The sequence below is a fragment of the Rothia nasimurium genome (assembly GCF_035916755.1).
GTDB lineage: Bacteria > Actinomycetota > Actinomycetes > Actinomycetales > Micrococcaceae > Rothia.
On sequence record NZ_JAYWIX010000003.1, the window covers coordinates 235,965 to 260,386 of the forward strand.

The 24,422-nt window shown below is 61.0% G+C and carries 19 protein-coding genes; 6 read left to right on the forward strand and 13 right to left on the reverse strand.

Features of this window, described 5'->3' with window-relative positions:
- Window positions 1–63: 63 nt before the first annotated feature.
- From VSX42_RS04795 to ftsY, 5 genes are all read right to left on the reverse strand, one after another.
- The gene (locus VSX42_RS04795) at window positions 64–2,139 is read right to left on the reverse strand and encodes an ABC transporter ATP-binding protein (RefSeq protein ID WP_326503205.1); all 2,076 of its coding nucleotides are present in this window, start codon (window positions 2,137–2,139) and stop codon (window positions 64–66) included.
- Window positions 2,140–3,114: an ABC transporter permease gene (locus VSX42_RS04800; RefSeq protein ID WP_326503206.1), complete on the reverse strand. Its 975-nt coding sequence runs from the start codon at window positions 3,112–3,114 to the stop codon at window positions 2,140–2,142.
- Complete coding sequence (locus tag VSX42_RS04805; protein WP_326503207.1) at window positions 3,111–4,097, reverse strand: ABC transporter permease; 987 nt, start codon at window positions 4,095–4,097, stop codon at window positions 3,111–3,113. Before VSX42_RS04805 ends, VSX42_RS04800 begins: the two co-directional genes overlap by 4 nt.
- 427 nt (window positions 4,098–4,524) lie before the next feature.
- Complete coding sequence (locus tag VSX42_RS04810; protein WP_326503208.1) at window positions 4,525–5,355, reverse strand: exodeoxyribonuclease III; 831 nt, start codon at window positions 5,353–5,355, stop codon at window positions 4,525–4,527.
- Window positions 5,356–5,642: 287 nt separating this feature from the next.
- Window positions 5,643–6,746: a signal recognition particle-docking protein FtsY gene (ftsY, locus tag VSX42_RS04815; protein ID WP_326503209.1), complete on the reverse strand. Its 1,104-nt coding sequence runs from the start codon at window positions 6,744–6,746 to the stop codon at window positions 5,643–5,645.
- Between the two features lie 155 nt (window positions 6,747–6,901).
- Between ftsY and VSX42_RS04820 the strand changes: the two genes are divergently transcribed.
- Complete coding sequence (locus VSX42_RS04820) at window positions 6,902–8,260, forward strand: MFS transporter (protein ID WP_326503210.1); 1,359 nt, start codon at window positions 6,902–6,904, stop codon at window positions 8,258–8,260.
- Window positions 8,261–8,265: 5 nt separating this feature from the next.
- Here the strand turns inward: VSX42_RS04820 and smc are convergent, their stop codons facing one another.
- Window positions 8,266–11,742, reverse strand: a complete 3,477-nt coding sequence (gene smc / locus VSX42_RS04825; protein ID WP_326503211.1) for a chromosome segregation protein SMC — start codon at window positions 11,740–11,742, stop codon at window positions 8,266–8,268.
- Window positions 11,743–11,942: 200 nt separating this feature from the next.
- Between smc and VSX42_RS04830 the strand changes: the two genes are divergently transcribed.
- From VSX42_RS04830 to VSX42_RS04840, 3 genes are read left to right on the forward strand one after another with little or no spacing between them, the layout of a single operon-like run.
- Entirely contained in the window at window positions 11,943–12,974 is a 1,032-nt protein-coding gene (locus tag VSX42_RS04830; protein WP_326503212.1) for a 3-oxoacyl-ACP synthase III, read from the forward strand.
- 8 nt (window positions 12,975–12,982) lie between these two features.
- Window positions 12,983–15,700, forward strand: a complete 2,718-nt coding sequence (locus tag VSX42_RS04835) for an alpha/beta fold hydrolase (protein WP_326503213.1) — start codon at window positions 12,983–12,985, stop codon at window positions 15,698–15,700.
- Window positions 15,694–16,764, forward strand: a complete 1,071-nt coding sequence (locus VSX42_RS04840; RefSeq protein WP_326503214.1) for an NAD-dependent epimerase/dehydratase family protein — start codon at window positions 15,694–15,696, stop codon at window positions 16,762–16,764. Before VSX42_RS04835 ends, VSX42_RS04840 begins: the two co-directional genes overlap by 7 nt.
- A gap of 128 nt (window positions 16,765–16,892) precedes the next feature.
- Here VSX42_RS04840 and mutM read toward each other — a convergent pair whose 3' ends face one another.
- The gene (gene mutM, locus VSX42_RS04845; RefSeq protein WP_326503215.1) at window positions 16,893–17,846 is read right to left on the reverse strand and encodes a bifunctional DNA-formamidopyrimidine glycosylase/DNA-(apurinic or apyrimidinic site) lyase; all 954 of its coding nucleotides are present in this window, start codon (window positions 17,844–17,846) and stop codon (window positions 16,893–16,895) included.
- A 165-nt stretch (window positions 17,847–18,011) separates the two neighbouring features.
- On the opposite strand from mutM, the gene VSX42_RS04850 reads away from it, so the two are divergent.
- Complete coding sequence (locus VSX42_RS04850; RefSeq protein ID WP_418950768.1) at window positions 18,012–19,520, forward strand: amino acid permease; 1,509 nt, start codon at window positions 18,012–18,014, stop codon at window positions 19,518–19,520.
- A 110-nt stretch (window positions 19,521–19,630) separates the two neighbouring features.
- On the opposite strand, the gene rnc is transcribed toward VSX42_RS04850, so the two are convergent.
- The 4 genes from rnc to coaD all read right to left on the reverse strand — a co-directional run bounded on the left by rnc (window position 19,631) and on the right by coaD (window position 21,690).
- Entirely contained in the window at window positions 19,631–20,314 is a 684-nt protein-coding gene (gene rnc, locus VSX42_RS04855; RefSeq protein ID WP_326503216.1) for a ribonuclease III, read from the reverse strand.
- 10 nt (window positions 20,315–20,324) lie between these two features.
- A complete protein-coding gene (gene rpmF / locus VSX42_RS04860; protein WP_135011069.1) occupies window positions 20,325–20,528 on the reverse strand; it encodes a 50S ribosomal protein L32 in 204 nt (67 codons plus the stop codon).
- Window positions 20,529–20,561: 33 nt separating this feature from the next.
- A complete protein-coding gene (locus tag VSX42_RS04865) occupies window positions 20,562–21,044 on the reverse strand; it encodes a YceD family protein (RefSeq protein WP_185174525.1) in 483 nt (160 codons plus the stop codon).
- A gap of 169 nt (window positions 21,045–21,213) precedes the next feature.
- Window positions 21,214–21,690 (reverse strand): pantetheine-phosphate adenylyltransferase, encoded by a 477-nt coding sequence (coaD, locus tag VSX42_RS04870; protein WP_326503217.1) that lies wholly within the window; start codon window positions 21,688–21,690, stop codon window positions 21,214–21,216.
- Window positions 21,691–21,838: 148 nt separating this feature from the next.
- Here coaD and VSX42_RS04875 point away from each other — a divergent pair, with 148 nt between their 5' ends.
- A complete protein-coding gene (locus tag VSX42_RS04875) occupies window positions 21,839–23,056 on the forward strand; it encodes an aminotransferase class I/II-fold pyridoxal phosphate-dependent enzyme (RefSeq protein WP_326503218.1) in 1,218 nt (405 codons plus the stop codon).
- Window positions 23,057–23,062: 6 nt separating this feature from the next.
- Here the strand turns inward: VSX42_RS04875 and VSX42_RS04880 are convergent, their stop codons facing one another.
- Window positions 23,063–23,680, reverse strand: a complete 618-nt coding sequence (locus tag VSX42_RS04880) for a hypothetical protein (RefSeq protein ID WP_326503219.1) — start codon at window positions 23,678–23,680, stop codon at window positions 23,063–23,065.
- 13 nt (window positions 23,681–23,693) lie between these two features.
- Window positions 23,694–24,254 (reverse strand): 16S rRNA (guanine(966)-N(2))-methyltransferase RsmD, encoded by a 561-nt coding sequence (gene rsmD, locus VSX42_RS04885; protein WP_326503220.1) that lies wholly within the window; start codon window positions 24,252–24,254, stop codon window positions 23,694–23,696.
- Window positions 24,255–24,422: the final 168 nt, after the last annotated feature.

The window sequence follows — 24,422 nt, forward strand, 5'->3', positions numbered from 1 at the left end:
TTTGTAAAGAGGATGGGCAAAAGTGGGTTTGAAGTGATTTCAATTACATACTATACATGTAATTTAGCTCATAGCAACTTCGTGTTCAGGATAATGACAGGCGTACTGGTGGTCCTCACTCGCCCGGCTTAGAACAGGCACATTTGCGGTGCAGTTCTTCTGCTTATCTTCTGGCAGTAGCTTGAAGACAGGGCAGCGGGTTGCAAAGGCGCAGCCCTCCGGTGCATTCACGGGGGTGGGCAGATCGCCTTCCAGCACAATACGCTCGCGCTTTGCCTCGACCTCAGGATCAGGCACAGGAATAGCAGAGAGCAGGGCCCTGGTGTAGGGGTGGACGGGGTTATCAAAGACCTCATCCACATCACCTATCTCAACCACGCGGCCCAGGTACATAACAGCTACCCGGTCAGAAGCGTGGCGGACCACAGCCAGGTCGTGGGCAACCATCAGATAGCTCAGGCCCAACTCCACCCGTAGCTGCTCCAGCAGGTTAATGACACCCGCCTGCACTGAAACGTCTAGAGCAGAGACCGGCTCATCGAGGGCCACTAGTTTGGGGTTAACCGCAAGAGCGCGGGCAATACCAATGCGCTGACGCTGGCCACCTGAGAACTGATTGGGGAAGCGGTTGACATGATCAGGTTGCAGGCCAACCGTCTTCATCAGCTCCAATACTCGCCGCTTGATATCTTTAACGGCCCAGCCCTGGTTTTCAAGGGGTTCAGCTAGAATCTCGTAGACAGTAAAGCGGGGGTCAATGGCACCGGTTGGATCCTGGAAAACCATCTGCTGGTTCTTACGCAGGGCGTTGAGTTCGGAGCCGCGTAGGCCCTGCTTGTTGGAGACACCTGCAATGACGATTTCACCGTCGATGTCCTTGGAAAACTCCATAATTTCAAGCAGGGTGGTGGTCTTACCGCAGCCCGATTCACCCACGATCGAGAAGCACTCACCCTCGCGGATATCGAAGCTAACCCCGTTAACGGCCTTGACGGTGCCCACACGACGTTTGACAAGGGCGCCCTTGGTGAGGGGGAAGAACTTCTTGACGTTCTTCACCTCAAGCACGCTGGCGCGCTCCTCGCGGGGTACGCTATCGAGGGCAGAGACGGGGATGGGGGGCACAGGGAACATCTGCTCAGGACGTTCGTTGACGAACTTCTCTGCGTACAAGCAGGCTGAGCGGTGGTTCTCGCCGGTACCGGCAATCAACTTGAGCTCCGGCTCCTGGGTGAGGCAGGCGTCCGTAGCCACCGGGCAGCGGGCCGCGAAGGAGCAGCCCACCACGGGCTTGAGCAGGTTGGGCGGGGTACCCTCGATGGGGACCAGGGATACTTTTTCTTTTCGATCCACACGCGGGACCGCCCCCAACAAGCCGATGGTATAGGGCATAGAGGGCTTCTTGTAGAGGTCAGTAGCAGCTGCATGTTCTACAGCCTTACCGGCGTACATGACCATAATTTCATCGGCCATTCCGGCCACGATGCCCAAATCGTGGGTAATCATAATAGTTGCAGCCCCGGTCTCTTCCTGAGCCTTCTGCATGACCTCAAGAACCTGGGCCTGAATGGTGACATCCAGCGCGGTAGTCGGCTCATCGGCAATGAGCACGCGAGGCTCATTGGCAATGGCCATAGCAATCATGACGCGCTGACGCATACCGCCGGAGAACTCGTGGGGGAAGGACTTGAGACGGCTCTCGGGTGAGGGAATACCGACCAGACGCAAGAGCTCTACGGAGCGGGCCTGCATAGCCTTATCGCTCATACCCTTGTTGTGGGCCTTAAGCACCTCAGCTAGCTGGTGGCCGATGTTGAAGACCGGGGTGAGCGATGACAGCGGATCCTGGAAGACCATGGAAATCTCTTTGCCACGGTAGTCGCACATCTGCTTATCGGTGAGGCCCAGTAGTTCAGCGCCCTTGTACTTAATGGAGCCGGTAATATCTGCGGTGGTGGGGTGCAGGCCCATAATCGCCATAGAGGCAACTGACTTACCCGAGCCAGATTCGCCCACGATGCCCAGCGTCTTGCCTTCGTAAAGGTCGAAGTCAATGCCGCGCACCGCGTGCACAATACCGTTCTCGGTATTGAACTTGACGTTGAGGTCTCTAACGCTCAGTACTGGTGTAGTGCTCATTTACTTCTTCTTTTTCTTAACTTTGCCAACGGACAGAGAGGTGGGGTCAAAGGCATCGCGCAAGCCGTCATTCATCAGGGCCAGAGGGCCAACTAGGAGGAAGAAGAACAGCAGGGGAATCCAGAACATCCAGGGCAGGGTGTTAATTTGGCTTGATGCCTGAGCGATGAGAGAACCTAGGGAGAAGTTAGGGTACTTCACGCCAATACCGATGAAGGTGTAGGATACCTCAGCCAGAATTGCTGCGGTGATACCGCGGGTAAATTCAAGCACCATGAGTGAGCCCAGATTGGGAACCAGGTGGCGCCAGATAATTTTCATGGGATGCACACCCATGTAGCGGGCGGCCTTAACGTAGTCACGGGAGATAAGTGACATAGCCATAGCTCGAATAACACGGGCGGTGTACATCCAGCCAAAAATCAGGAGCACGATAGTGAGGATCAGCCAACCGGGCAGGTTATCTCGAATACCCTGGCCACTTGCACCGTTGATAACGATAGCTACAACCAGGAGGCTGGGGGCCATGATGAGGGTTTCAAGGACGAACAGCAAAGTCTTATCGATCTTGCTACCGAAGTAAGCCATCAAGCAACCATAGACCGCTGCGAAGATAACCGATACGCCGCCAACGATCAGGCCGATAAAGACCGAGGTGCGAACGGCTTCTACCATCTGGGCGTAGAGGTCAGTGCCTGCGCTAGTAGTGCCAAACCAGTGTTCGGCGCTGGGGCCAGTAGAGATATAGAAGGGGTCGATGGTGGTGGTGTCCCACTTGGCGAAGATACCACCGAAAAGGCCGAAGGCTACAACGAGCAGGAAGACGGCCAACCCGAAGACAGCGGCCCTATTGCGCATAAAGCGGCGGAAGATAATCTTGTTCTTACTAATGATCTCGAAATCAGCATTAGCCTGGTCAACCCTGGTGATGATGCCGGTGAGATTGTCGCTATTGATGGAGGGTGAATTACTCATGAGATCCTCACTCGGGGATCGACGATGGTGGTGGCAATATCAGCGATGATAGCGCCAACTGCGAAGATGAAGGAGCCGTATGCCAGGGTTGCCACCGCTGCATTGACGTCCTGGGCGCTGATCGACTGAATTGACCAGAGGCCAATACCGGGCCAGGCAAAGATCATCTCTGCAAAGAAGCCTCCGGTAAAAATCGCCGGAACAGTGAAGGCAATAGACTGGGCTACAGGAATGAAGGAGACCCGCAGGGCGTGGCGGCGAATGGCCTGGTTCCGGGTAAGGCCCTTAGCGCGAGCTGTGCGCACAAAGTCGGCGTTGACGCTGTCGAGCAGGTACTGGCGCTGGGAAATCTGGTAGCTGCCCCAGCTCATAATCGTGATACAGAAGGTGGGCACAATGTAGTGGGCTGCCAAGTCTACCCAGTATTCGACGCTACCCGGGGTGAGGCCTGGCGAGGAAATACCGGTCACGAAGAAGACCCGCTCCCCTGCGGTGCTGTTGATTCCAATGGCACCTAGCTGCACGAGGAAGTAGGCGATAGGGGCCGGCAGAATGTAAACCAGGTAGGAGTAACCGGTAATCACACGGTCAGAGAACTTGTACTGACGAGCTGCTGAATAAACACCCAGGGCTACACCGATGATAAGGGAGAGAATCACAGCCACCAGGTAGAGGCGGGTTGATACCCACACTCGCTGACCGAATTCAGCGTTGATGTAGGCGCCGTTGGGGCTGCGGCCCCAGTCCCAGTGCAGAACAACGTTGGTCAGCCACTGAACATAGCGGTCCCAGGCGCTCATGGTGGGGTCAAGGTTCAGGGCGGCGAAGTTACGCTGAATCTGCTCAGGAGTGGGGCGGGGTATGCGCTCTTGTTCAAGCAGGGCGGGGTTCAGTGAGGTAACGGCGAGGAAGTAGCCACCTGTCGTCGTTAAGAAGATCATAACGGCGTAGATAGCTGCTCGCCTCAGCAGATACTTAATCATGAGGCGAACTCTTTCTGGGTAACGAACATTGTGTGTGAGCCTTTACAGATACTGCCAGGCTTGTGATGCCCAACATATACTGACGTGTTGAGTTGAGTATATTTAGTCGCACCCGTCACATCAAGTTGGGCAACACACCGCTCGTCCGCAGCAAAGAGTCGGCGAAACGTAGCCGAAATAATCCACGCATTAAAAAGCCCGAGAATACACGGGTGCAGCCTCCGCCGCTCCCCTGCTGATGCCTGATTCTGCAGTTTCTACCGCTCTAAAACTTTAAAAACATTAAACATTTACCCCGGTTTTTCTCACATATCAGTTCACCCTTGTTAAAGGACCGTCCTGCCCCCATCACCTGGACACAGCAAAACCCGAGGGTCCCTGGCGTTACAGGGGCCCTCGGGCTTCTAACTGATAGACCTGCTTTTACCTAGCCCAGGTCGATATCGAGGAGAATCGGGGTGTGGTCCTGGCGCGGGCCTGAATCAATCATCTCTGAGGCTCGCACCTTCTCAGCGACCCGGTCTGATACCAGCCAGTAGTCAATGCGCCAGCCGGTGTTGTTGATCTTGGAGGTGCGGGAGCGCTGGGCCCACCAGGTGTAGGCTCCGGTGACATCCCCGTGCAGGTGGCGGAAGGTGTCGGTAAAACCCCGGGAGAGGATCTGAGTGAAGCCCTCGCGCTCTTCGTCGGTGAAGCCGGGTGAGCGGCGGTTAGCCTTGGGGTTGGCCAGGTCGATTTCGGTGTGGGCAACGTTGAAGTCGCCGGTTGCAAGCACAGGTTTGGTGGCGTCCAGGCCGGCAAGGTAGTCGGCGTAGAGGCGGTCCCAGACCTGGCGGTCAGGCAGGCGGCGCAGGCCGTCTGAAGCGTTGGGGGTGTAGACCTGGGTGACGTAGAAGTCCTCAAATTCCAGGGTAATCATGCGCCCTTCGGAATCCATGGTGGTGGGGGCAGAGAGGCGGGGGTAGGTGACGGTGGGCTCTAGCTCCTGCTTGTAGAGGAACATAGTGCCCGCGTACCCCTTACGGGCGGGTTCGTCGGAAGATACCCAGGCGATCTTGTAGTCGGGGAAGTAGGCGTGCAGGGCTTCGAGATGCTTCTTGGTGGGGCCCTTGGCTGAGAGCTTGGTTTCTTGCAGGGCAAGGACGTCGGGGTTCAGCAGGGCGATGGAGGCAAAGACATCGCGGGAGAGCAGGGCACGGGCCGACTCACTGGTGAGTGCAGCATTGAGTGAATCAACATTCCAGGAGACAAGTTTCATGCCCCCTAGTCTACCCGGCCTTCCCCCGCCGCCGTCCTGATCCACGTCCGCCCCTTGCCTACTAGATTTCCTGCCTAGCCCGCAAAAAGTTAGGGCAGACCCACGAAACCATGGGTCTGCCCTAGATTTGTAGGTCGCTTGTGCTGAGATGGCGGATACGCCGTGTTCTCCGGTACGAATACGTGCCCGTGCTGGCGTCCGTAGCCCTGGGCTTCTGAGACCGTCATCCCGTCGACCCCAAAGTTTTCGAGGGTTCCCCCGGTTTCTAGATAAACTCAGGTTGCGCTTTAGTCGAGGAGGGCGTCAACGAAGGCACCGGGCTCGAAGGGTGCCAGGTCGTCAGGGCCTTCGCCCAGGCCGATGAGCTTAACGGGTACGCCCAGCTCTTCCTGGATAGCGACCACGATGCCGCCCTTGGCTGAGCCGTCCAGTTTAGTCAGCACGATACCGGTAATCTGAACGACCTCGGAGAAGACCTTGGCCTGGATCATGCCGTTCTGGCCGGTGGTGGCGTCAATGACCAGGAGCACCTCGGTGACCGGGGCTTCTTTCTCGACCACGCGCTTGATTTTGCCCAGCTGGTCCATCAGGCCGGCCTTGTTCTGCAGGCGTCCGGCGGTGTCAATCATGACGGTATCGACGCCGCGGGCCTTGCCCTTGCGGATAGCTTCGAAGGCAACTGAAGCCGGGTCGGCGCCGTCCTTATCGGAGCGGACGGTGTCGACCCCTACGCGGTCGCCCCAGGTCTGAAGCTGGTCGGCGGCCGCCGCGCGGAAGGTATCGGCTGCACCCAGCAAAAGGTTTTTATCTTCAGCGACCATCACGCGGGCCAGCTTGCCCACGGTGGTGGTCTTACCTACGCCGTTGACGCCAACGACCAGAACCACGCCGGGGTTGCCGTCGGTACCGTCCAGGGCCAGGGAGCGGTCGGTATCTTCACCCACGATTGAAAGAAGCTCCTCACGTAGCATCTGCTTGACGTGGGCGGGATTCTCAGTACCCTCCACGCGCACACGCTGCTGCAGGGCCTCCACCAGGCGGGCTGAGGGCTCGGCACCCAGGTCTGCCAGGAGCAGGGTCTCTTCGACCTCATCCCAGACGTCCTGGTCAATCCTGTCGCGGGACAGCAGGGCTAGCAGGCCCTTGCCCAGCAGGTTGTTGGAGCGTGAGAGGCGGGCACGCAGGCGCACCAGGCGCCCCTGGGCGGACGCCGGACGCTCGATAGCGGTGACCGGACCGTCAGCGCTATCTGCGGGGAGGTCATCGGCATCGCGGGTGGCCTCGTAGCCTTCCTTAGGGGCTTTAGGGCCGCGCAGCAGAACCGCGAGCACACCACCCAGAATCAGCACACCGAGAAGTATGTACACAATGAGAGTTAGAGAATCATTCACCCTTCTAGCTTGCCATATTCTCCCCGCCCCATACAGCCCCAGCAATGGGAGTAGAATGCACTTCTACACACTGCTACCCCGCACCGGCAGGCATTGTGAGCTAAGATACTTTTCAGACAGATACACGCAGCATAGAAGCAGCAGAACACAAGCGCATGAGCAACCACATTCCAACCCCCTCCATGGACACCGGGGCCATTCCCGTCATCCCCGAATCGGTACGGCAGGAAAGCCGCAGCCAAAAGCCCCGCACCGCCGAAACCGTCAAGGTGCCAACCCAAATTAAGGTCCTGATTGCCGCCTCATTCCTCATTGCCCTCGGCTACGGCCTGGTCGCCCCCGTGCTCCCCGGCTTTGCCCGCAGCTTCGATGTGGGAGCCATGGCAGCAACCTTCGTCGTCTCAGCCTTTGCCCTCTCGCGCCTGGCCTTCGCACCGGCGTCCGGGCGCCTCATCTCCCGCTTCGGCGAGCGCCGCATCTACTCAGCGGGCCTCATTATTGTGGGGCTGGGCTCCATCGGAGCCGGACTCTCGGTTAACTACCCCATGCTCATTGCCTCCCGCATTATCGGTGGCACCGGCTCGGTTATGTTCACCGTGGCCGCCATGGGTATCTTAGTGCGCAACTCACCCCCGACAATTCGGGGTAAGGTCTCGGGCTACTTTGCTACATCCTTCCTGCTGGGCAATATTTTGGGGCCTGTTCTGGGGGCAGCTGCCTCGTCCCTGGGTATGCGGGCGCCCTTCTTTGTCTATGCGGCAATGCTCCTGTGCGCGGCCCTTGTGGTGCTCACCCAGCTCAAGGACGAGCCGCAAGAGGTCAACCTCAACACCCAAGGTATTGCCGTACCTAAGCCCGAACTCAAACTTGCTGATGCCCTCAAGTTCACCAACTTTAAGGCAGCCCTCGTGACCAACCTGGCGGTGGGGTGGAGTGTCTTCGGCCTACAGTCCACGGTGGTTCCCCTCGCCGCCGTAGCCCTCCTGGCTAATCTGCACGCCGGTGAAGCCGGCTACGACGCCGCCGTTGCCGGAGCCAAGCTGGCAGGTTTCACTCTGGCCACCTACGCAGCCGGTAACGCCCTGGTCCAGATTTACTCGGGCAAGATGGGCGATAAGATTGGCCGCCGCCCCATGGTCTTTTCCGGGCTGATTCTGGCAGGTATCGTCACCATCGTCTTTGGCCTAATCACTAACCCCGTTGTCTTTGTGGGGGCTGCTGTGCTCCTGGGCATTGCCTCGGCCCTGCTCGGACCCTCCCTGCAGGCTGCTGTCTCAGATATTGTGGGCAACAAGCGCTCAGGCGGCCAGCCCCTGGCCTACTACCAGATGGTCTCAGACATCGGACTGATCGTCGGCCCGCTCGTAGCTGGCTTTATCATCGACGCCTGGGGCTTCTTCCCCGCTTTCATCGTGGCCGGTGCTCTGCTTCTTCTTGCGGCTGTTGGCTGGTTCCCCGGCTACCGCCCCAAGTTCCCGGCAGACATAGCCGACGAAGGCTACACCGGCAAGTAGCTACCCTAGTCCGCCAGGCGGTGCGAGAGCACGCTTGAAACACCCTGCCGCATGGTGATGCCGTAGAGGGTATCGGCCTGGGCCATGGTGCGCTGGTGGTGGGTAATCATCAGCAGCTGGGACTTCTCCCGCAGCTGCTCCAGCACCTCCAGCAGACGGCCCAGGTTACGGTCATCAAGCGCTGCTTCTACCTCATCCAGCACGTAGAAGGGGGCAGGGCGGGCCATAAAAACCGCCAGGAGCAGGGCCAGAGAAGCCAGGGTGCGCTCGCCACCAGAAAGCAGGGAAAGACGGGTGACCTTCTTACCGGCCGGTGTCACTCGGATATCAAGCCCGCTGTGTTCAAGGTCATTGGGGTCGGCCAGCACCAGTTCGGCCTGGCCGCCGGGAAAGAGGAGGGCGAAAATCCGGCTGAACTCCACCTGAACATCGGCTAATGCCCGGCTGAAAGAGGTTTCAATCTGGCCGGTCACATCCTTCATCACAGCCCGCAGGTCTGCCCGCGAGGTCTTGATGTCTTTAATCTGCTGGCGCAGGTAGCTATGGCGCTGTTCGAGAGCCTCGTACTCTTCAAGGGCTAGGGGGTTGATAGCCCCCAGGCGGGCCAGCTCTGCCTCGGCTACCGCCAGGTCAGTCTCGATGTCCTCCCTGGGCAGGTCGCTGGCCTTGTGGCTCTCTAGCAGGGCCTCAAGACTGAGCCCCAATTCGCTATCTACCCGCTGGGTCAGGGCTTCCCAGCGGGCTTCAACGCGGGCGCCCTGGGCCGACGATTCAGCCTGCAGGGTCAGGGCGGCAGCCAGGGAGGTCTGGGCACCGGTCAGTTCTTCGCGGGTGGCAGTGAGGGCCTGCTGGGCCTGCTCGGCTCGGGCCAGGGCCATGCGGTGTTCCTCGTTCTCCTGGCTCTCCACCTGTTCGAGGGCCAGCGCCAGTGCCCGGGCACAGGCAGCTACCCTGCGGGCACGATGCCCGGCGTCAGCGGCCTCTTGTTGGCGCAGCTGACGAGCCTCCTCAGCCTTTTCGAGGGCGGCAAGGGCTTCTTGGGCCTGGGTGAGGCGGGCCTGGGCTGCCTCCTCTTTTTCGCGGGCGTAGGTTGCTGTGGCTTCGGCGAGGGTTTTAGTCTCCTGGGCTTCGACCAGGGTTTTTTCTGCAGTGCGGACGGCCTCGCGCAGGGTAGCGCTGTCTGCCTGGGGTTCGGTGCTGCGCACCCGAGCTAGGGCCTCTTGGGCGGCCTCCACGTGCCTTTGAGTCTCCTTCTGGGCTTCTTCGGCGCGGGTGGCAGCTTCTTGCAGACGTTCGAGGGCTGCCTGTGAGCTTTCTGCCCTGCCAGTGAGAGTGGCAAGGTCTGCCCGGGCGGCAGCTAGCTGGGCCGTGAGTGAACCGGTGGTACGGGCCTGGGCTTTTTCAGCTTCCTGAGCAGTCTTTAGTGCTTCTTCAGCCTGCCGGTGGGCGCTCTCTACCTGCTCCAGTTGCTGGGCAAGCTCCCGGTGGGTCTGTTGAGCTCGGGTAAGTTCAGCGTAGCGTTCAGTCAGGGGCCGCTCTTGGGAGGGGTAGAGGGTTGAGCCTGCGGTCAGCACGGTACCGTCGGTGGTCACGGCGCGGACGCCCGGGTGGGCAATAACCAGGGCGCGGGCGGCTTCTTGATCGGGAGTCAGGTAGGTATCGGCGGTGAGCACGGTGAGGGCGCGGCTGAGGGCCTGCGGTGCGGTCAGGACGTCCGCTAGCGGGCGAGCTTGGTAAACCTTAGCTTGAGATGAAGATAGTTCGAGCAGGTCAACTTGCTCAATGTTACCCTCAAGGGAATAAACCTGGGTTACTCCAGCAGGTAGGGACTCACCGCTCGTCAGGGTTAGGGCCCTCAGATAGGGGCCCAGAGCAGCAGCCACAGCAGCCTGCCAGGTATCTTCAATCTTAAGTAGAGAAATAAGTTCTTGCGCTCCCCGTTCCAGGGCCTGCTGGCGGAGGCCTTCACTATCGCCACTTTCGGCGTCATCATGCTGCCAGGCTGCCTCAAGGGCCTCGTATCGGGCCTGAGCAGCATGAAGCTTTACCTGAGCTTGATGTAGCTCTTTGCGGCTGGATTCCACCGTTTCACTCGCCTGCTGCCGCGCCAGACGCAGGTTTTCTTCTTCGGCTTCGGCCCGCTCTAGCTGCTCCCGGTAACCGTTCACGGCTGCCTGGGCCCGCTCGGTATCAGCACCGGCTGAGGCCCCCTGCTCTTTAGCCTCTGCATACTCAGCTGCTCGACGGGCGGCCTCTTCACCGGCTCGCTCAAAAGCTACGCGGGCGGTAGCCAGCTGGGCGGTGAGCTGCGACAGGTTCTCCTTATAGTCCCGCACCTGCTGCTCGGCCGTAGCCAGCGCCTGCTGGGCTATGCTCTGCTCCGCCTGGGCCTTTTCCAGGGCAGAGTGAGCAGCAGTACGTTCTTCTTCAGCTGCTTTCCCCGCCTCCCGGGCCCGTTCAAGATTTCCTTCCTCCCGGGCACAGGCCTGCTGGGCCGAATCCAGGCGGGTGGCGGCGTCCTGGTCTTCTTCCTGCTGGTGGGAAGCAGACAAACGTTCAGCAGCCACCAGCTGAACCGTCTCCACCAGGTGGGCAACCTCTTTCAGGGAGGTACGGCGCTGGGTGGTCTCATCTAGAGCCTGCTGGGCTACCTGCCGGGCCTCGGCCAGCTCCCCCAACTGCCCCTCGAGGGTGCGGCTACGCTCCTGCGCCCGAAGGCGGGCAGCCTCAGCCTGTTGGCCAGCGGCTTGCTCAGCCTGCCGCTCCTGCATCATGGCGCGTGCATCGTGAGTCAGAAGATCAGCGGTCAAGCTACGAACACGGCCCGCCACCTCGCTCGCTGCCCGGGCCGCGTCAGCCTGCTCCCGGCGTCCTTCCAGCTGCTCAGCCAGCTCACCGGCTAGATCCTCCAGCCGGTCAAGATTGGTCTTCAAATCTTCAAGCTTGCTCGCGGTCTTCGCCTGACGCTTACGGTGCTTAAGCAAGCCAGCAGCCTGCTCAATCAGCTCACGGCGGTCATCAGCGGTACCGTGCAAAATCTTATCGACCTGCCCCTGCCCCACCAGGGTGTAGAGCTCCCGGCCCACACCGGCGTCCGCCAGTAGGTCCTGCACATCAACCAGACGGGCAGGCTCCCCGTTAATCTCGTACTCAGAACCACCAGCAGAAAACATGGTGCGCGAAAGCCGAATCTCAGCATAAGGCAACGGCAGGGCACCGTCCTCGTTATCAATCACCAGCTCAACCTTGGCGCGCCCCAGCGCACCGCGGGAACCACCACCAGCAAAAATGACGTCCCTCATGGCGCCACCGCGCAGCTGCTTAGCCCCCTGGGCACCCATCACCCAGGCAAGGGCATCCACCACGTTCGACTTACCCGACCCGTTCGGCCCCACCAGCACATTCAAGCCCGGCTCAAACTCAAACACTGTAGCCGATGCAAAAGACTTGAAGCCGCGCACGGTCAAAGATTTTAGGTACATAGTGGTGGGCCCCATCGATTGAGTAAAAACGGGTTTGGGTCGGCTTACCACTTTACCGCAGCCCCGCGCCCCTGTTCGGTGTGAGATGAACCCGCGCCATCAATCACCGCACCTGCCCCGCCGGGGCATATTATTGAAAAAGTGCCCTGTTTCTTCAAATAAGGGCTTTCCCCAGTCCGCACTAAGGCTAGAAGAGTAGATTGACCGCTAATTCAGATATTCGCCACAAGAACGCCTCCCTGCTATCGGTAACCAAGGTACTACCGCCGGAGGTCGTCACCAGCTCCTACTTTGACGAGCAGCTAGCGGCCACCTACAAACGACTTAAGATGCCCAAGGGCCTGCTGGAACGTCTGGCAGGCATTAGCGAGCGCCGCTCCTGGGGCCCCTCCATGCATTTTGAGGACGGCGCGGTGCAGGCTGCTGAGCAGGCTATCGCCCAGGCCGGCATCAGCAAGGAACAGATCGGGCTGATTATTAACACCTCGGTTACCCGCGATAATTTTGAACCGGCCGTGGCTGTGGGTATTCACGACCGTCTTGGCCTGCCCCGCCACGCCCTGAACTTTGATATCACCAACGCCTGCCTGGGCTTCGTCAACGGTATTACGGTGGCAGCCACCATGATTGATGCCGGGGCCATCGACTACGCCCTCATCGTCGACGGTGAAGACCCCTCCCCCTGGCACGCCACCGCCCTGCGCCATCTCAACCGCCCCGATTCAACCCGAGACGACGTGCTGGCCCAGTTCGCCACCCTGACCCTGGGCTCGGGAGCCGCGGCCGCCGTCATTGGCCGCTCCGACCTGCACCCGACGGGCCACAAGATTATCGGTTCGGTCTCCCGCGCGGGAACCGAGCACCGCAATCTCTGCATTGGTGGTGAAGCCGACCAGGGGATGAGTACGGACGCAGCCGGTCTGCTCAAGCACGGCCTGCAGCTGGTAGCTGAGGCCTGGGAGGAAGCCCACCAGAATGGCTGGGACTGGGGCAATATGCGCTCCTATGTAACCCACCAAATTTCTAACGCCCACACCAACGCCATTATTGAGGCCGTCGGTATCGACCGCGAGCGCATCCCCTTGACCTTCCCGGTCTGGGGTAACGTGGCAGCAGCCGCCCTTCCCATGACCCTGGCTGAGGAAAGCGACCACTTCGTAGCCGGTGACCGTATTCTCTGCATGGGTGTTGGCTCCGGCCTGAACACCGCTCTCATGGAAATCACCTGGTAGGAGCCACTATGACCGTTTCTCAGCTCACTCCTGTTCCTGACCTCTGGCCCGGCGTTGACCCTGCCTGGTCCCACCAGCTGCAGGTGCCCTCGTCCGCCCCGGTAGAAGAAATCGGGGTCGGTCGCCGCTGGCACTACCTCGATAACGGCCCGGCGCTCGAGGCCGCCGGGCGCGCCCCGGTCGGTACCGTACTGGCGGTGCACGGTAACCCTACCTGGTCCTATCTCTGGCGGTCGGTCATCGCTGCCGCCACTGATGCCAAGCAGCCCTGGCGCGTGGTAGCGGTAGACCAGCTCGATATGGGCTATTCGGAGCGCACCGGTCTGACCCGCTCGCTCTCAGACCGGATCGCTGACCTCGGTGATTTTACAGCCACACTTGGACTTGATACTACCGAGCTGCCCCTTGTCACGCTGGCCCATGACTGGGGCGGGCTAATATCGCTGGGGTGGGCCCTGCGCCACCGGGAGATCGTCTCGGGTGTCATGCTGACCAATACCGCTGTTTTTCATGACGCCGGTGAGAAGATCCCGGTAGCCCTGCAGGCGGCCCTCAACCCCGCTCTACATTCCTGGGCGACCGAAAAATCGACCGCCTTTATCGACGTGACTCTGGGCCTGGCCCAGGGCGGGCTTGATGCTGCGGTCAAGAAGGCCTACAAGCTGCCCTACACCACCGCCGAGCACCGGATGGGCGTACGAAATTTCGTGGCCGATATACCGGCAACCGAAGCGGCTGCCAGCTACCGCCCCATGGTCTCTATTGCCGAGGGCATTACCGAGCTCGATGTACCTGCCCTCATGCTCTGGGGCACTAAAGACCCGGTCTTCCAGCGCCGCTACATGGCCGACCTGGCTACCCGCCTGCCCCAGGCCGACATTCACCGTTTTGAAACCGCCAGCCACCTGGTTGCCGAAGATGAAGACATCGCCAGCCCCATTCTGGCTTGGCTAACCGAGCACTTCGTCACCGGCACAACCCAGCGGGACCTCCACCTCACTGCGCGCGCTGACCGGGTGCCGGCGTCCGCTCATTACCGCCCCATGGGAGCCGAGCTGGCAGACCGGGCGGACGACACCACCCTGGCTATCGTTGATATGAGCAGCAAGGGAGACGGCACCGAGGTAGCCGCCCAGCTCTCATGGGCTGAACTGGCTGCCGAGGTAGACCGGGTTGCCTCTGGCCTGCACAGGATCGGGGTGAAGCCCGGCGACAGGGTCAATCTGCTGGTACCACCCGGTATTAAGCTCACCACCCTTATCTACGCCTGCCTCAAGATTGGGGCCGTGATTGTTGTGGCCGATACCGGCCTGGGCGCTGCGGGCCTGACGCGCGCGCTCAAGGGGGCACGCCCGTCCTGGCTCATCGGTATACCTGCTGCCCTCACCCTGGCCCGTACCCTGGGCTGGCCCGGCCAGCGCATTGCAGCCGGCTCCCTCCCCGCTGCCGCCGCCCGGGCCCTGGGTGTAGTGGGTGCGGTCGATGATTTTACAGCCCCTGAGATTTTTGCGGTAGCCGCCCCTGACCCCGATGCGGACGCCGCCATCCTCTACACGTCAGGCTCCACTGGCCCGGCCAAGGGCGTGGTCTACACCCACCGCCAGCTAGCAGCTATGCGGGATACCATCGCTGCCACCTACGACTTGGCCGCCGGCAGCGGTCTGGTGGCGGGCTTCGCCCCCTTCGCCCTACTGGGCCCGGCTCTGGGAGCCACCTCAGTTACCCCGGCCATGGACGTCACCAAGCCCAAAACCCTGACCGCTTCCGCGCTGGCGTCCGCTGCCGGTGCAATCGGGGCAACCACGGTCTTTGCTTCCCCGGCAGCCCTGATGAACGTACTCGAGACCGTCGATGGGCTGAGCAGCCAGCAGCAGGCAGCCCTGGGGCAGGTCACCACCCTGCTCTCCGCTGGGGCTCCCATTACCTCTCCCCTGCTGGCCCGCCTGCAGACACTGCTCCCGGCAGCCTCCCTGCACACCCCCTACGGCATGACCGAGGCCCTGCCCACCACCGACGTCTCCTATGCCCAGATTCAGCAGGCTGAGCAGGACGCGGCAACCGGGCTCCTCGGTGCTGGCGGCGGTGTCTGCGTTGGCACCCCCGTGCACGGGGCTGCCCTGCAGATCGCTCCCCTGCTGTCGGATGGAACCGCCTCAACCGAGGTTACTACCGACCCCGGTATCACCGGTGAGATTCTGGTAGCAGCCCCGCACATCAAGGACCGCTACGACACCCTCTGGATCACCGAACGCGCGTCCAGCGCCACCCCCGGCTGGCACCGTACCGGCGATGTGGGGCATTTCGATGCCAGTGGACGCCTGTGGGTCGAGGGCCGTCTTGCCCATGTGCTGGTGACCGCCCAGGGCGTGCTCACCCCGGTTGCCCTGGAACAGGCTGCCGAACTCGATGCCGAGGTGCGCCGGGCAGCCGCTGTTGCTACCGGCCCGGCCGGGGCGGCGTCCGTCCTGATCGTGGCCGAGGTTGGCCCCACCTTCCGCGGCAAGAAGACCCGCAAGGGTTTGGCTCCGGCTGACCTAGCCCAGCGGGTGCGGGAGCAGGTACTGGCTGAGACCGGTGTAGAGGTATCGGCTGTGCTGGTGGTTGCTGAACACCCCACCGATGTGAGGCACAACTCGAAGATTGACCGCCCGGTGCTTGCCGCCTGGGCCCAGCAGCTCCTCCAGGGGAAAAAGGCCCGTCTGGGCAAGGGGGTTATCGCGTGGTAGGTTCGCTGCGTCCGCTCACCCCCGAAGTCTGCCAGCCCGCCCGGTCTGAGCGGGTGCTGGTCACCGGAGCCTCTGGGCTTCTGGGCCGTGAGGTTGTCTTTGCCCTGCTGCGGGCAGGCTATGCGGTACGAGCTTTCCAGCGCGGGGACTCCGGTATCGCCCAGATGCTCCCCACCCACCTGGCCGACCGCTTTGACCAGGTGCAGGGTTCCCTCACCGACCAGCTGGCGGTGCGCCGGGCTGTTACCGGTGTTCAGGGGATTATCCATCTGGCCGCTAAGGTGTCTGTGGTCGGGGAATGGGAGGATTACCGGCAGGTCAACGTCGAGGGCACCCGCACCCTGCTTGAGGCTGCCCGCGCAGTCGGTATCGGCAAGTTCCTGCACACCTCTTCGCCCTCAGTTGCCCACACCGGAGCCTCCATCGTGGGTGAAGGTAACCCGCCCGCTAGCCCCGACCAGGCCCGCGGTAACTATGCCCGGTCTAAGGCCGAGTCTGAGCTGCTGGCCCTGAGCTACGATGCGGACGATTTCTGGGTGGGTGTGCTGCGCCCCCACATTGTCTGGGGCCCCGGCGATACCCAGCTGGTGGAGCGCGTCCTAGACCGCGCCGCCGCAGGCCGCCTGCCCCTGCTCAACCAGGGAACCGCCATGATTGACACCCTTTACATCGATAACGGGGCGGACGCTTTCGTGCGCGGCTACCAGCGCCTGGAAGCGATTCGCGGGGTGCCCCTGGTAGTCACCAACGGCCAGCCCCGCCCTGTCGGTGAGATTATCGCCGGTATGTGTACCGCCTGCGGCGTCAAACCCCCGGCCTACTCGCTGCCGGCGTCCGTGGCCTATGGGCTGGGTCTGGTGATGGAAAAGGCCTGGGCCCGTTTCGCCCCCGGGCAGATTCCCCCCCTGACCTCTTTCTTAGCCGAGCAGCTGTCCACCGCCCACTGGTTTGATCAGCGCACCACCCGGGAACTCCTGGACTGGTCCCCTACCGTCTCCCTGGAGGATGGGTATGAACGGCTGGGCGACTTCTACGGACGGAGATTCGTAGGAACTACTAACTAGCTCATCTCAAATAGGCAGGCAGAGCGCCGACAGCCAGCTGGACCGGGGCTGGCGGTGAATTGGGCGAGCGCCCCGCGCGAGACCAAGAGGGTTGCTGGCCTAGGCGCTCTGCCTGCCGTCTGATGCAGTCACATTCCTCTGGGCCTTCTCTGACAATGCGGGCACCGGTAGGAGCTCCTCCCTCCGAAGGGCTCCCGCACCATCAGCGAGGTGCGCCCCGCCTCTAGGCAGCGGGGGCAGGGCTGCCCTGCCTGCCCGTAGGCATTGAGGGACCGGTCGAAGTAGCCCGATTCCCCGTTGACGTTGACGTAGAGGGCATCGAAGCTGGTGCCGCCCTGGGCTAGGGCAGCACGCATGACGGTGCGCGCGGCGTCCACCAGTTCACGGGCGGTTGAGGCGGGGATGCTCTTGGCTGGTTTAGCGTAGTGCAGTCTGGCCCGCCATAGGGCTTCGTCGGCGTAGATGTTGCCTACCCCTGAAATGGCGCTTTGGTCGAGCAGGAGCTTCTTGATGCCGGTGGAGGTGCCCAGCATGGTGCGCCTGAACTGTCCGAAGTCGAAGTGGGGGTCGAGCGGGTCGCGGGCGATGTGGGCAACGGCCTGCGGGATGAGGGGCAGGCCCAGGGCGGACGCGGACGCCCCCGGCACCAGCTCACCGGCGGCGTTGTGCACAGGTAGCAGGGGGCTTACAAACATGCCGCCGAAGATACGCTGGTCCACAAAGCGCAGGGTGAGCGGGGCTTCGCGCCCGCTCTCATCGGTTGCACCGGCCAGATCTACGAGCACCTTGAGGTGTTTTTCTGCCGGTAGGTCAGGGGCTTTGAGCAGTACCTGCCCGCTCATGCCCAGGTGAATAACCAGGGCGAACTCTTCGTTGCCCTCAAAGAGCAGCCAGAGGTACTTGCCGCGTCTGGCCACATCCGCCACACGCAAGCCCGTCAGTAGCCGCTCGAAGTTCACCGGCCCGGCCTCGTGGCGCCGCACCGAGCGTCCGTCCACTACCTGCACCCGCTCCAGCACCGCACCGAGGATGTGCCCGGCTAGGCCCCGGCGCACCACCTCAGCCTCGGGTAATTCCGGCATATTCACTCCGCCTTTCAAAAAATGAAAAAATATGCACCGCGTGGTGCCCACACCTTGAACATATCAGGTGCAGAATAGACCCTGTGCATTCTCACCTGCAACCAGCCTACTGCTGATCAGCTGGTTGCGGGTGCAGAACCAACCCTTCTGTTTAAGGAGAGACTTTTGTCGATATCCCCAACCCCCACAGGGCAGCACGCTGACGTGCCGTCCTTCGCCCACGAGCAAGAGGGCTTCCAGCAGGGGCTCAAGCCCCGTCAGATTCAGATGATTGCCATGGGCGGGTCCATCGGAACCGGCCTCTTTCTCGGCGCGGGCGGACGTCTACACGATGCCGGCCCCTCCCTCATCTTCCTCTACGCTATCGCCGGTTTCTTCGGTTACCTGATTCTGCGGCAGCTGGGTGAGCTGGTCAGCTACCGCCCCTCGTCCGGCTCCTTCGTGAGCTACACCCGCGAATTCTACGGCGAAAAATGGGCCTTCTTCGTTGGCTGGATGTACTGGTTCTCCTGGGCCGCTACCGCCATTGTTGATGCGACCGCTATCGCTATCTACTTCAACTGGTTTGGCCAGTACATCCCTGCTATCGAGCAGATTGACCAGTGGGTGGTGGCGCTCATCGTCATTGTCGTGGTGGTCTCGATGAACCTGATTTCGGTCAAGATTTTTGGTGAGCTCGAGTTCTGGTTTGCCCTGATTAAGGTCGGTTCCCTGGTGCTCTTCATGATCATCGGCATCTTCTTCGTCATCTTCGGCACCCCCACCGGCTCCCCCGTGGGTTTTACCCATATCGCTGAGTCTGGCTTCCTCCCCAACGGCCTGCTGGCTGCCCTGGTGGTCTCCCAGGGCGTTATCTTCGCCTATTCCGGTATCGAACTGGTTGGTACCGCTTCGGGTGAAATCAAAGACCCCCGAAAGGCCATCCCCAAGGCCATTAACACCGTGGTCTGGCGTATAGCCCTCTTCTATGTGGGTTCCGTGCTGCTGCTCTCCCTGCTGCTGCCCTACGACGCCTACTCGGCTGATGAGTCCCCCTTCGTCACCTTCTTCGGTTCCATCGGGGTCGATTACGCTGCCCCCATCATGCAGCTGGTGGTCATTACCGCAGCGGCCTCATCGCTGAACGCGGGTCTCTACTCCACCGGCCGTATCACCCACTCCATGGCTATGAACGGCTCAGCTCCCCGCTTCACCGGGGCTATGAGCAAGTCGGGCGTGCCAATCGGCGGTATCCTGCTCACCGGCGCGGTAGCCCTGCTCGGTGTGGCGATTAACTACTGGAAGCCCTCCGAGGCCTTCGAGATCGTCCTGAACATCTCTGCCGTCTGTATCGTGATTGGCTGGATGGCCATCACCCTACCCCACCAGCGCTTTGTGCTTATGGCCCGCCGGGGCGAGCGCGTCCGCCCCGAGTATCGGGCTCCCCTAGCGCCCGTCACCAACTGGCTCACCATGGCCTTCCTGGTAGGTGTATTGGTTCTGATTGCCTTCGACTACCCCATCGGCACCTACGCCCTGGCGGCCATGGCCCTGGTGGTTCCGATTCTGGTCATCGGCTGGCTGGCCGTCTGCAAGCGGGTTCGCGCCTTGGCGGCTGAGCGCGCGGAAGCTGCGCCCACCCAGACCACCTCAATCAACATTGTCGGCAGGGACGACGAGATCGGTCTGCCCTAGCCTCGCCACAGCAAGAAGCAGAGAAAAAGAAGGGGCGGGCCCACCGTTTGATACGGTGGGCCCGCCCCTTATATGCGGTCTAGGGTGAGAACCGGCACGCGGCAGGTAGCTTAGCCATAGACCCTAGAGTAGGCCTGTTCGGCAGCCATGCGCTCAGCTTCTTTTTTGCTGGTGCCCTTGCCCTGCCCCATGACCTTACCGGCCAGAAGGACCTTGGCGGTGTAGCGGCGGGCGTGGTCGGGGCCGGTTCCCTCAACCTCGTAGACGGGCTCGCCGGTGCCCTGGGCGGCAGCGTATTCCTGGATTTCTGTCTTCCAGTCGCGCCCAATGTTCAGGGTCTTATTATCATCCAGCAGGTGGGAGGTGTGAGCCAGCACGAGCTGGTGGGCGGCCTCAGCCCCGTGCTTCATATACACGGCACCGAAGACGGCCTCCATGGTGTCAGCCAGGATAGAGTCCTTATCGGCACCACCGGTTTTCTTCTCCCCCTTACCCAGGCGGACGCAGGGCCCCAGCTTGAGGCTGCGGGCCAGGTTGGCCAGGGTACGGGTAGAAACAATCACGTGGTGGCGCTTGACCAGCTCGCCCTCGGGCAGGTCAGGGAACTTCTTGTAGAGTTCTGAGGCGACGGCCAAAGACAGCACGGAGTCGCCCAGAAATTCTAGGCGCTCGTTGTGGGGTATGCCGCCGTTTTCAAAGGAGTAGGAGCGGTGAGTCATTGCAAGCTGAAACGTCTCGGTATCGAGGTCGATACCGAGACGTTTCAGAAACTCTTGTGATGCAGAGTTAGTCATAAGGCGCGAATTAGGCGTCAGCTACCTTGCGGCCCTTGTACTCGTAGAAGAGTTCGTTGCCGGCTGAGTCAGTCACGAGCTTTGCCTGATGGGGCAGGGAGTAGGTGACGCGACCGTTTTCTACGGTCTTGACCAGCTGAGGAACGGAAGCCTTCCACTGGGAACGGCGGGCGCGGGTGTTAGCACGGGACATTTTCCGCTTGGGAACAGCCACAGCTATCTCTTTTCTCTTGTTGCTTTATAAGTTTTATTTGTCGTTCGCATCGAGCAGCGCTGATAGCGCGTTCCACCGGGGGTCGATGACCTCATGGTGATGCTCAGGGTCGTCCTCTAGGCGTGCGCCGCATTCGGAGCACAAGCCCTGGCAGGAGTCACTGCAAACAGGTTGGAACGGCAGTTGAAGAATCACTGCGTCCCGCAGCGCCGGTTCGAGATCAATTTCATCGTTCTCTACGGCGTACTGCTCATCTACTTCATCTTCGGGGCCGCCTTCGGGGGCCTTCTCGAAAACAAAAAGCTCTTGAACATCGGCTGTAACATCAAAGTCAACCGGGTCTAGGCAGAGGCTGCATTCACCGGACACGGTGACAGTTGCAGTACCAGTTACCAAGATACCATCTGAAACGGATTCCAGGCGAACATTGAGGTCAATGTCGCTGCCTTCTTCCGCCTCAATCAGAGCGTTGCCAAAGTCGCTTGGCGCTGGCAGAACTTCATCAAGGGTCTCCATTGCGCCCGGGCGATGAGCTAGATCTCGAACCGAGATCTTAAGGGGCGATGAATCTTTTCGTGAAATGACGAACTCCCTATCGAATGTTTTAAACCAAGTACCTATTTTAGGGGCTTAAGACCGGCCGAATCAAGCGCTCTAGGTTTAACCTCTTGTTTGGCTGACCACATTAATGCTCGGGGTAGAGGGCCCGCTGCACCGCGCGCGGGACGAAAGCCCGCACGTCCCCACCGTAGCCTGCAACCTCTTTAACGATGGTCGATGAGATGTGGTTGTACTTAGGGTCCCCGGCGATAAAGCTGGTTTCAACCCCGGCGATGTGCCGGTTCATCGAAGCCATGGGGGCTTCGTATTCATAGTCGGCGGTATTGCGCAGCCCCTTCACGATGAGCACGGACCCCTGGTCGCGCACGAAGTTAGCCAGCAGCTCCCCCTCGGGCAGAACCTTGGCGCTCACCCCGTCGAAGAGGGCGAAGGTTTCCTCAACCATGGCGACGCGCTCTTCGAGGGTGAAGCGGTACTTTTTCTTGGAGTTGTGGGAGACCGCGACGATGACGTTACCGTAGATTTTTGCGGCGCGGGTGATGATTTCGACGTGACCGTTGTGGATGGGGTCAAAGGATCCGGGGCAGACAACCAATTGCATGTCTCTAGGCTACAGCAGGTTGGTTAGGTATGACACACCAAATCACTCACACCGTGGCGCCCTCACTTGACCGGTAGTCTGGGTTCAGAAGTAACGAATACCCGTTGTGAAGCTATGCTGCGGGTCAAGAGAATGGAAGAGATTACCTGTGACCGGTACACAAAAGCAGCGGGCCTTTGAGCGGGTAGGTTTAGCGGCAGGGCTCATGGGGGCGGACGGCCACTGGCGCTCCACCATCTTTGAGGAAATGTCGGCACTGGCATCACGCTACGGTGCTATCAATCTGGGGCAGGGTTTTCCAGACACGGACGGCCCCGCCGAAATGCTTGACGCCGCAGCGGACGCTCTGGCTGGCGGAGTCAACCAGTATGCCACTATCGCGGGCAACCCGGCCCTGCGTCAGGCAATAGCCGAACACCAGCAGCGTTTCTACGGGCTTACTCTCGACCCCGATACCCAGATGACGGTAACAGCAGGTGCCTCAGAAGCTCTCGCCGCCACCATTGCAGCTCTGGTAGAGCCCGGGGATGAGGTGATTATCTTTGAGCCTTACTACGACCTCTACCCTGCCGCTGCCGCCCTGGCCGGGGCGCGCGTCCGCACCGTTCCACTGCTCCCGCCCACTTTTGAGCCCGACCTGGACGCCCTCGAGTCGGCTTTCTCTGACCGCACCGCCCTGGTGGTGGTCAATGACCCGCACAACCCCACCGGCGCAGTCTTTTCAGCCGAAGCCAAGAGCAAGATTGTAGAGCTGGCGACCAAATTCAATGCGGTCATTCTGGCTGATCAGGTCTACGAGCACCTGGTTTTTGACGGCCCCTACCGACCCATTCAGACCCTCCCGGGAGCAGCTGAGCGGACGGTGGCGGTTTCAGCGATTTCGAAAACCCACTCGGCTACCGGTTGGAGGGTGGGCTGGATGACCGGCCCGGCAGACCTCATTCTCCCCATTCGCCTGGTCAAGGGCTACTTCACTCACTCTGCGGCCGCTCCCCTACAGGCAGCTGCAGCTGTCGGTGTGGGACTGGGTGACGATTTTTACTCAGGGGTCAAAGAGCGCTACGCCCAGCAGCGGCAAGTTTTGGTGGAAAACCTAGCAGGCTCCCCCTGGGCTGTGATTCCCCCGGAAGGCACCTTCTTCGCGGTGGCCGATGTATCACGGGTCTTAGCTGAACAGGACCTTACCTCTGCAGAAGAGCTCTGCCAGCGCCTTCCCGAGCAGGCCGGGGTAGCCCTGATTCCCCTCACTGCCTTTACCACCGAGCGCTACCGGCAGCAGGTAGAGACCTACGTGCGCTTTGCCTTCTGTAAGCGCCCGGAAGTATTGCAGGACGCCGCCACCCACCTGCGCGCCTACAGCGGCTAGGTTCTGCTAGTTGCGGGCGTCCTTAGCTCGAATCAAATCGAGGGCCACCAGACCACCCAGAATAGCCAGGCGCACAGGTTCGGGGGCACCGGGGTCGAAATTAACCCCGTAGCGGCTCTTACCGCGCAGCCCTGCCACCAGGCCGCCCCACTCGCGGGCAACACGGGCAGCTACATGGCCGTTAACCGTGATATTGAAGTCGTATTCGAAGAGACTACCTTCGAGCTCCAGGGTGAGGCCCGGTAGCTCGATTGTGAGGCGCTTGCGCATGAAAGAGAACTGCTTTTGCACGTGGGCGAAGAGGGAGCCATCGGGGTTCAGCAGTTCGTAGCGGTCCAGGCCAAAGTCAAAGGGGTCAACAATCTTGAGAAGAAGGTTCCCGTTACCGTCGACCAGGTCAAAGGTGCGGTTGCCCTTGAGCAGGCGCCCCGCGGTTGAGCCGGTGGTGAGCACCCGGCCGAGCACGCGCCCGTCCTGGCTCTGCATCTCAAAGTCATTGCTCATTAAGCTGCGGGTTTGCTGCACCACCAGGGTGTTTTCGGTCAGCAGGGGCGCGGACACTCCCTGGCTCGTTTCTGGGGTCAGCTGGGGCTGGTTACCGGTTTCGTTCGTGTTCTCGCTCATAGTTCCACCCTAACTAGGCTGCGGGCTCCACATAGTAGAGCACGGTCTCACCGTATTTTTTCTCGGCAAACTTTTCGAGGCCTTCGGGCCAGGTGGGCTCGTCGCTGCGGGAGGCCCGTTCAACCACCACCACCGCCCCCTCGGTCAGGCGGGGTGCCAGCAGAGCCAGCAGCTCTTCGAGCTCACTGTTGGTCACAGCGTAGGGCGGGTCAATAAAGACCAGGTCCCAGGCGGACGCCCCCGCCGAAAGGTAGGTGCGGGCCGTCATCTTATGCACGCGGGCAGTTCCGCTAGCGGTCTTACCCACAGCGGCGATGTTTTTTTCGATGACTGTAACGGCCTTGAGGTAGTGGTCCACGAAGTCCACGTGGGCGGCCCCGCGTGAGAGGGCCTCGCAGCCCAGAGCACCCGAGCCGCCGAAGAGGTCGAGGGCGCGCACACCGTCCAGCATGTTGTAGGTATCCAGGCGGGAAAAAAGGGCTTCTTTGACCCGATCGGTGGTGGGGCGGGTGTTATCACCGGGGACATTGGCTAGGCGCAGGCCACCTGCGGCTCCTGCAATGATGCGGCTCATTCGGCTGCGCTCCGCTCGTAGTGGTAGGGGGTGGGACTGTTATAAGGGTACCGGTAGGGCTGGTGAGAACAAAGAGAGGGCTAGGTTTTGGTGACTGGTGACGGAGGGCCCGCCGGGTACTTGAGTTGACCGCATTTATTCTGGTTTACCCGCAACTAGTTGCGGGTA

Excerpts from the sequence above, each read along its gene's own strand:
- VSX42_RS04795 (WP_326503205.1), bottom strand. The coding sequence starts at position 2,139 with ATGAGCACTACACCAGTACTGAGCGTTAGAGACCTCAACGTCAAGTTC.
- VSX42_RS04800 (WP_326503206.1), bottom strand. The coding sequence starts at position 3,114 with ATGAGTAATTCACCCTCCATCAATAGCGACAATCTCACCGGCATCATC.
- VSX42_RS04805 (WP_326503207.1), bottom strand. The coding sequence starts at position 4,097 with ATGATTAAGTATCTGCTGAGGCGAGCAGCTATCTACGCCGTTATGATC.
- VSX42_RS04810 (WP_326503208.1), bottom strand. The coding sequence starts at position 5,355 with ATGAAACTTGTCTCCTGGAATGTTGATTCACTCAATGCTGCACTCACC.
- VSX42_RS04820 (WP_326503210.1), top strand. The coding sequence starts at position 6,902 with ATGAGCAACCACATTCCAACCCCCTCCATGGACACCGGGGCCATTCCC.
- smc (WP_326503211.1), bottom strand. The coding sequence starts at position 11,742 with ATGTACCTAAAATCTTTGACCGTGCGCGGCTTCAAGTCTTTTGCATCG.
- VSX42_RS04835 (WP_326503213.1), top strand. The coding sequence starts at position 12,983 with ATGACCGTTTCTCAGCTCACTCCTGTTCCTGACCTCTGGCCCGGCGTT.
- mutM (WP_326503215.1), bottom strand. The coding sequence starts at position 17,846 with ATGCCGGAATTACCCGAGGCTGAGGTGGTGCGCCGGGGCCTAGCCGGG.
- rnc (WP_326503216.1), bottom strand. The coding sequence starts at position 20,314 with ATGACTAACTCTGCATCACAAGAGTTTCTGAAACGTCTCGGTATCGAC.
- VSX42_RS04865 (WP_185174525.1), bottom strand. The coding sequence starts at position 21,044 with ATGGAGACCCTTGATGAAGTTCTGCCAGCGCCAAGCGACTTTGGCAAC.
- coaD (WP_326503217.1), bottom strand. The coding sequence starts at position 21,690 with ATGCAATTGGTTGTCTGCCCCGGATCCTTTGACCCCATCCACAACGGT.
- VSX42_RS04880 (WP_326503219.1), bottom strand. The coding sequence starts at position 23,680 with ATGAGCGAGAACACGAACGAAACCGGTAACCAGCCCCAGCTGACCCCA.
- rsmD (WP_326503220.1), bottom strand. The coding sequence starts at position 24,254 with ATGAGCCGCATCATTGCAGGAGCCGCAGGTGGCCTGCGCCTAGCCAAT.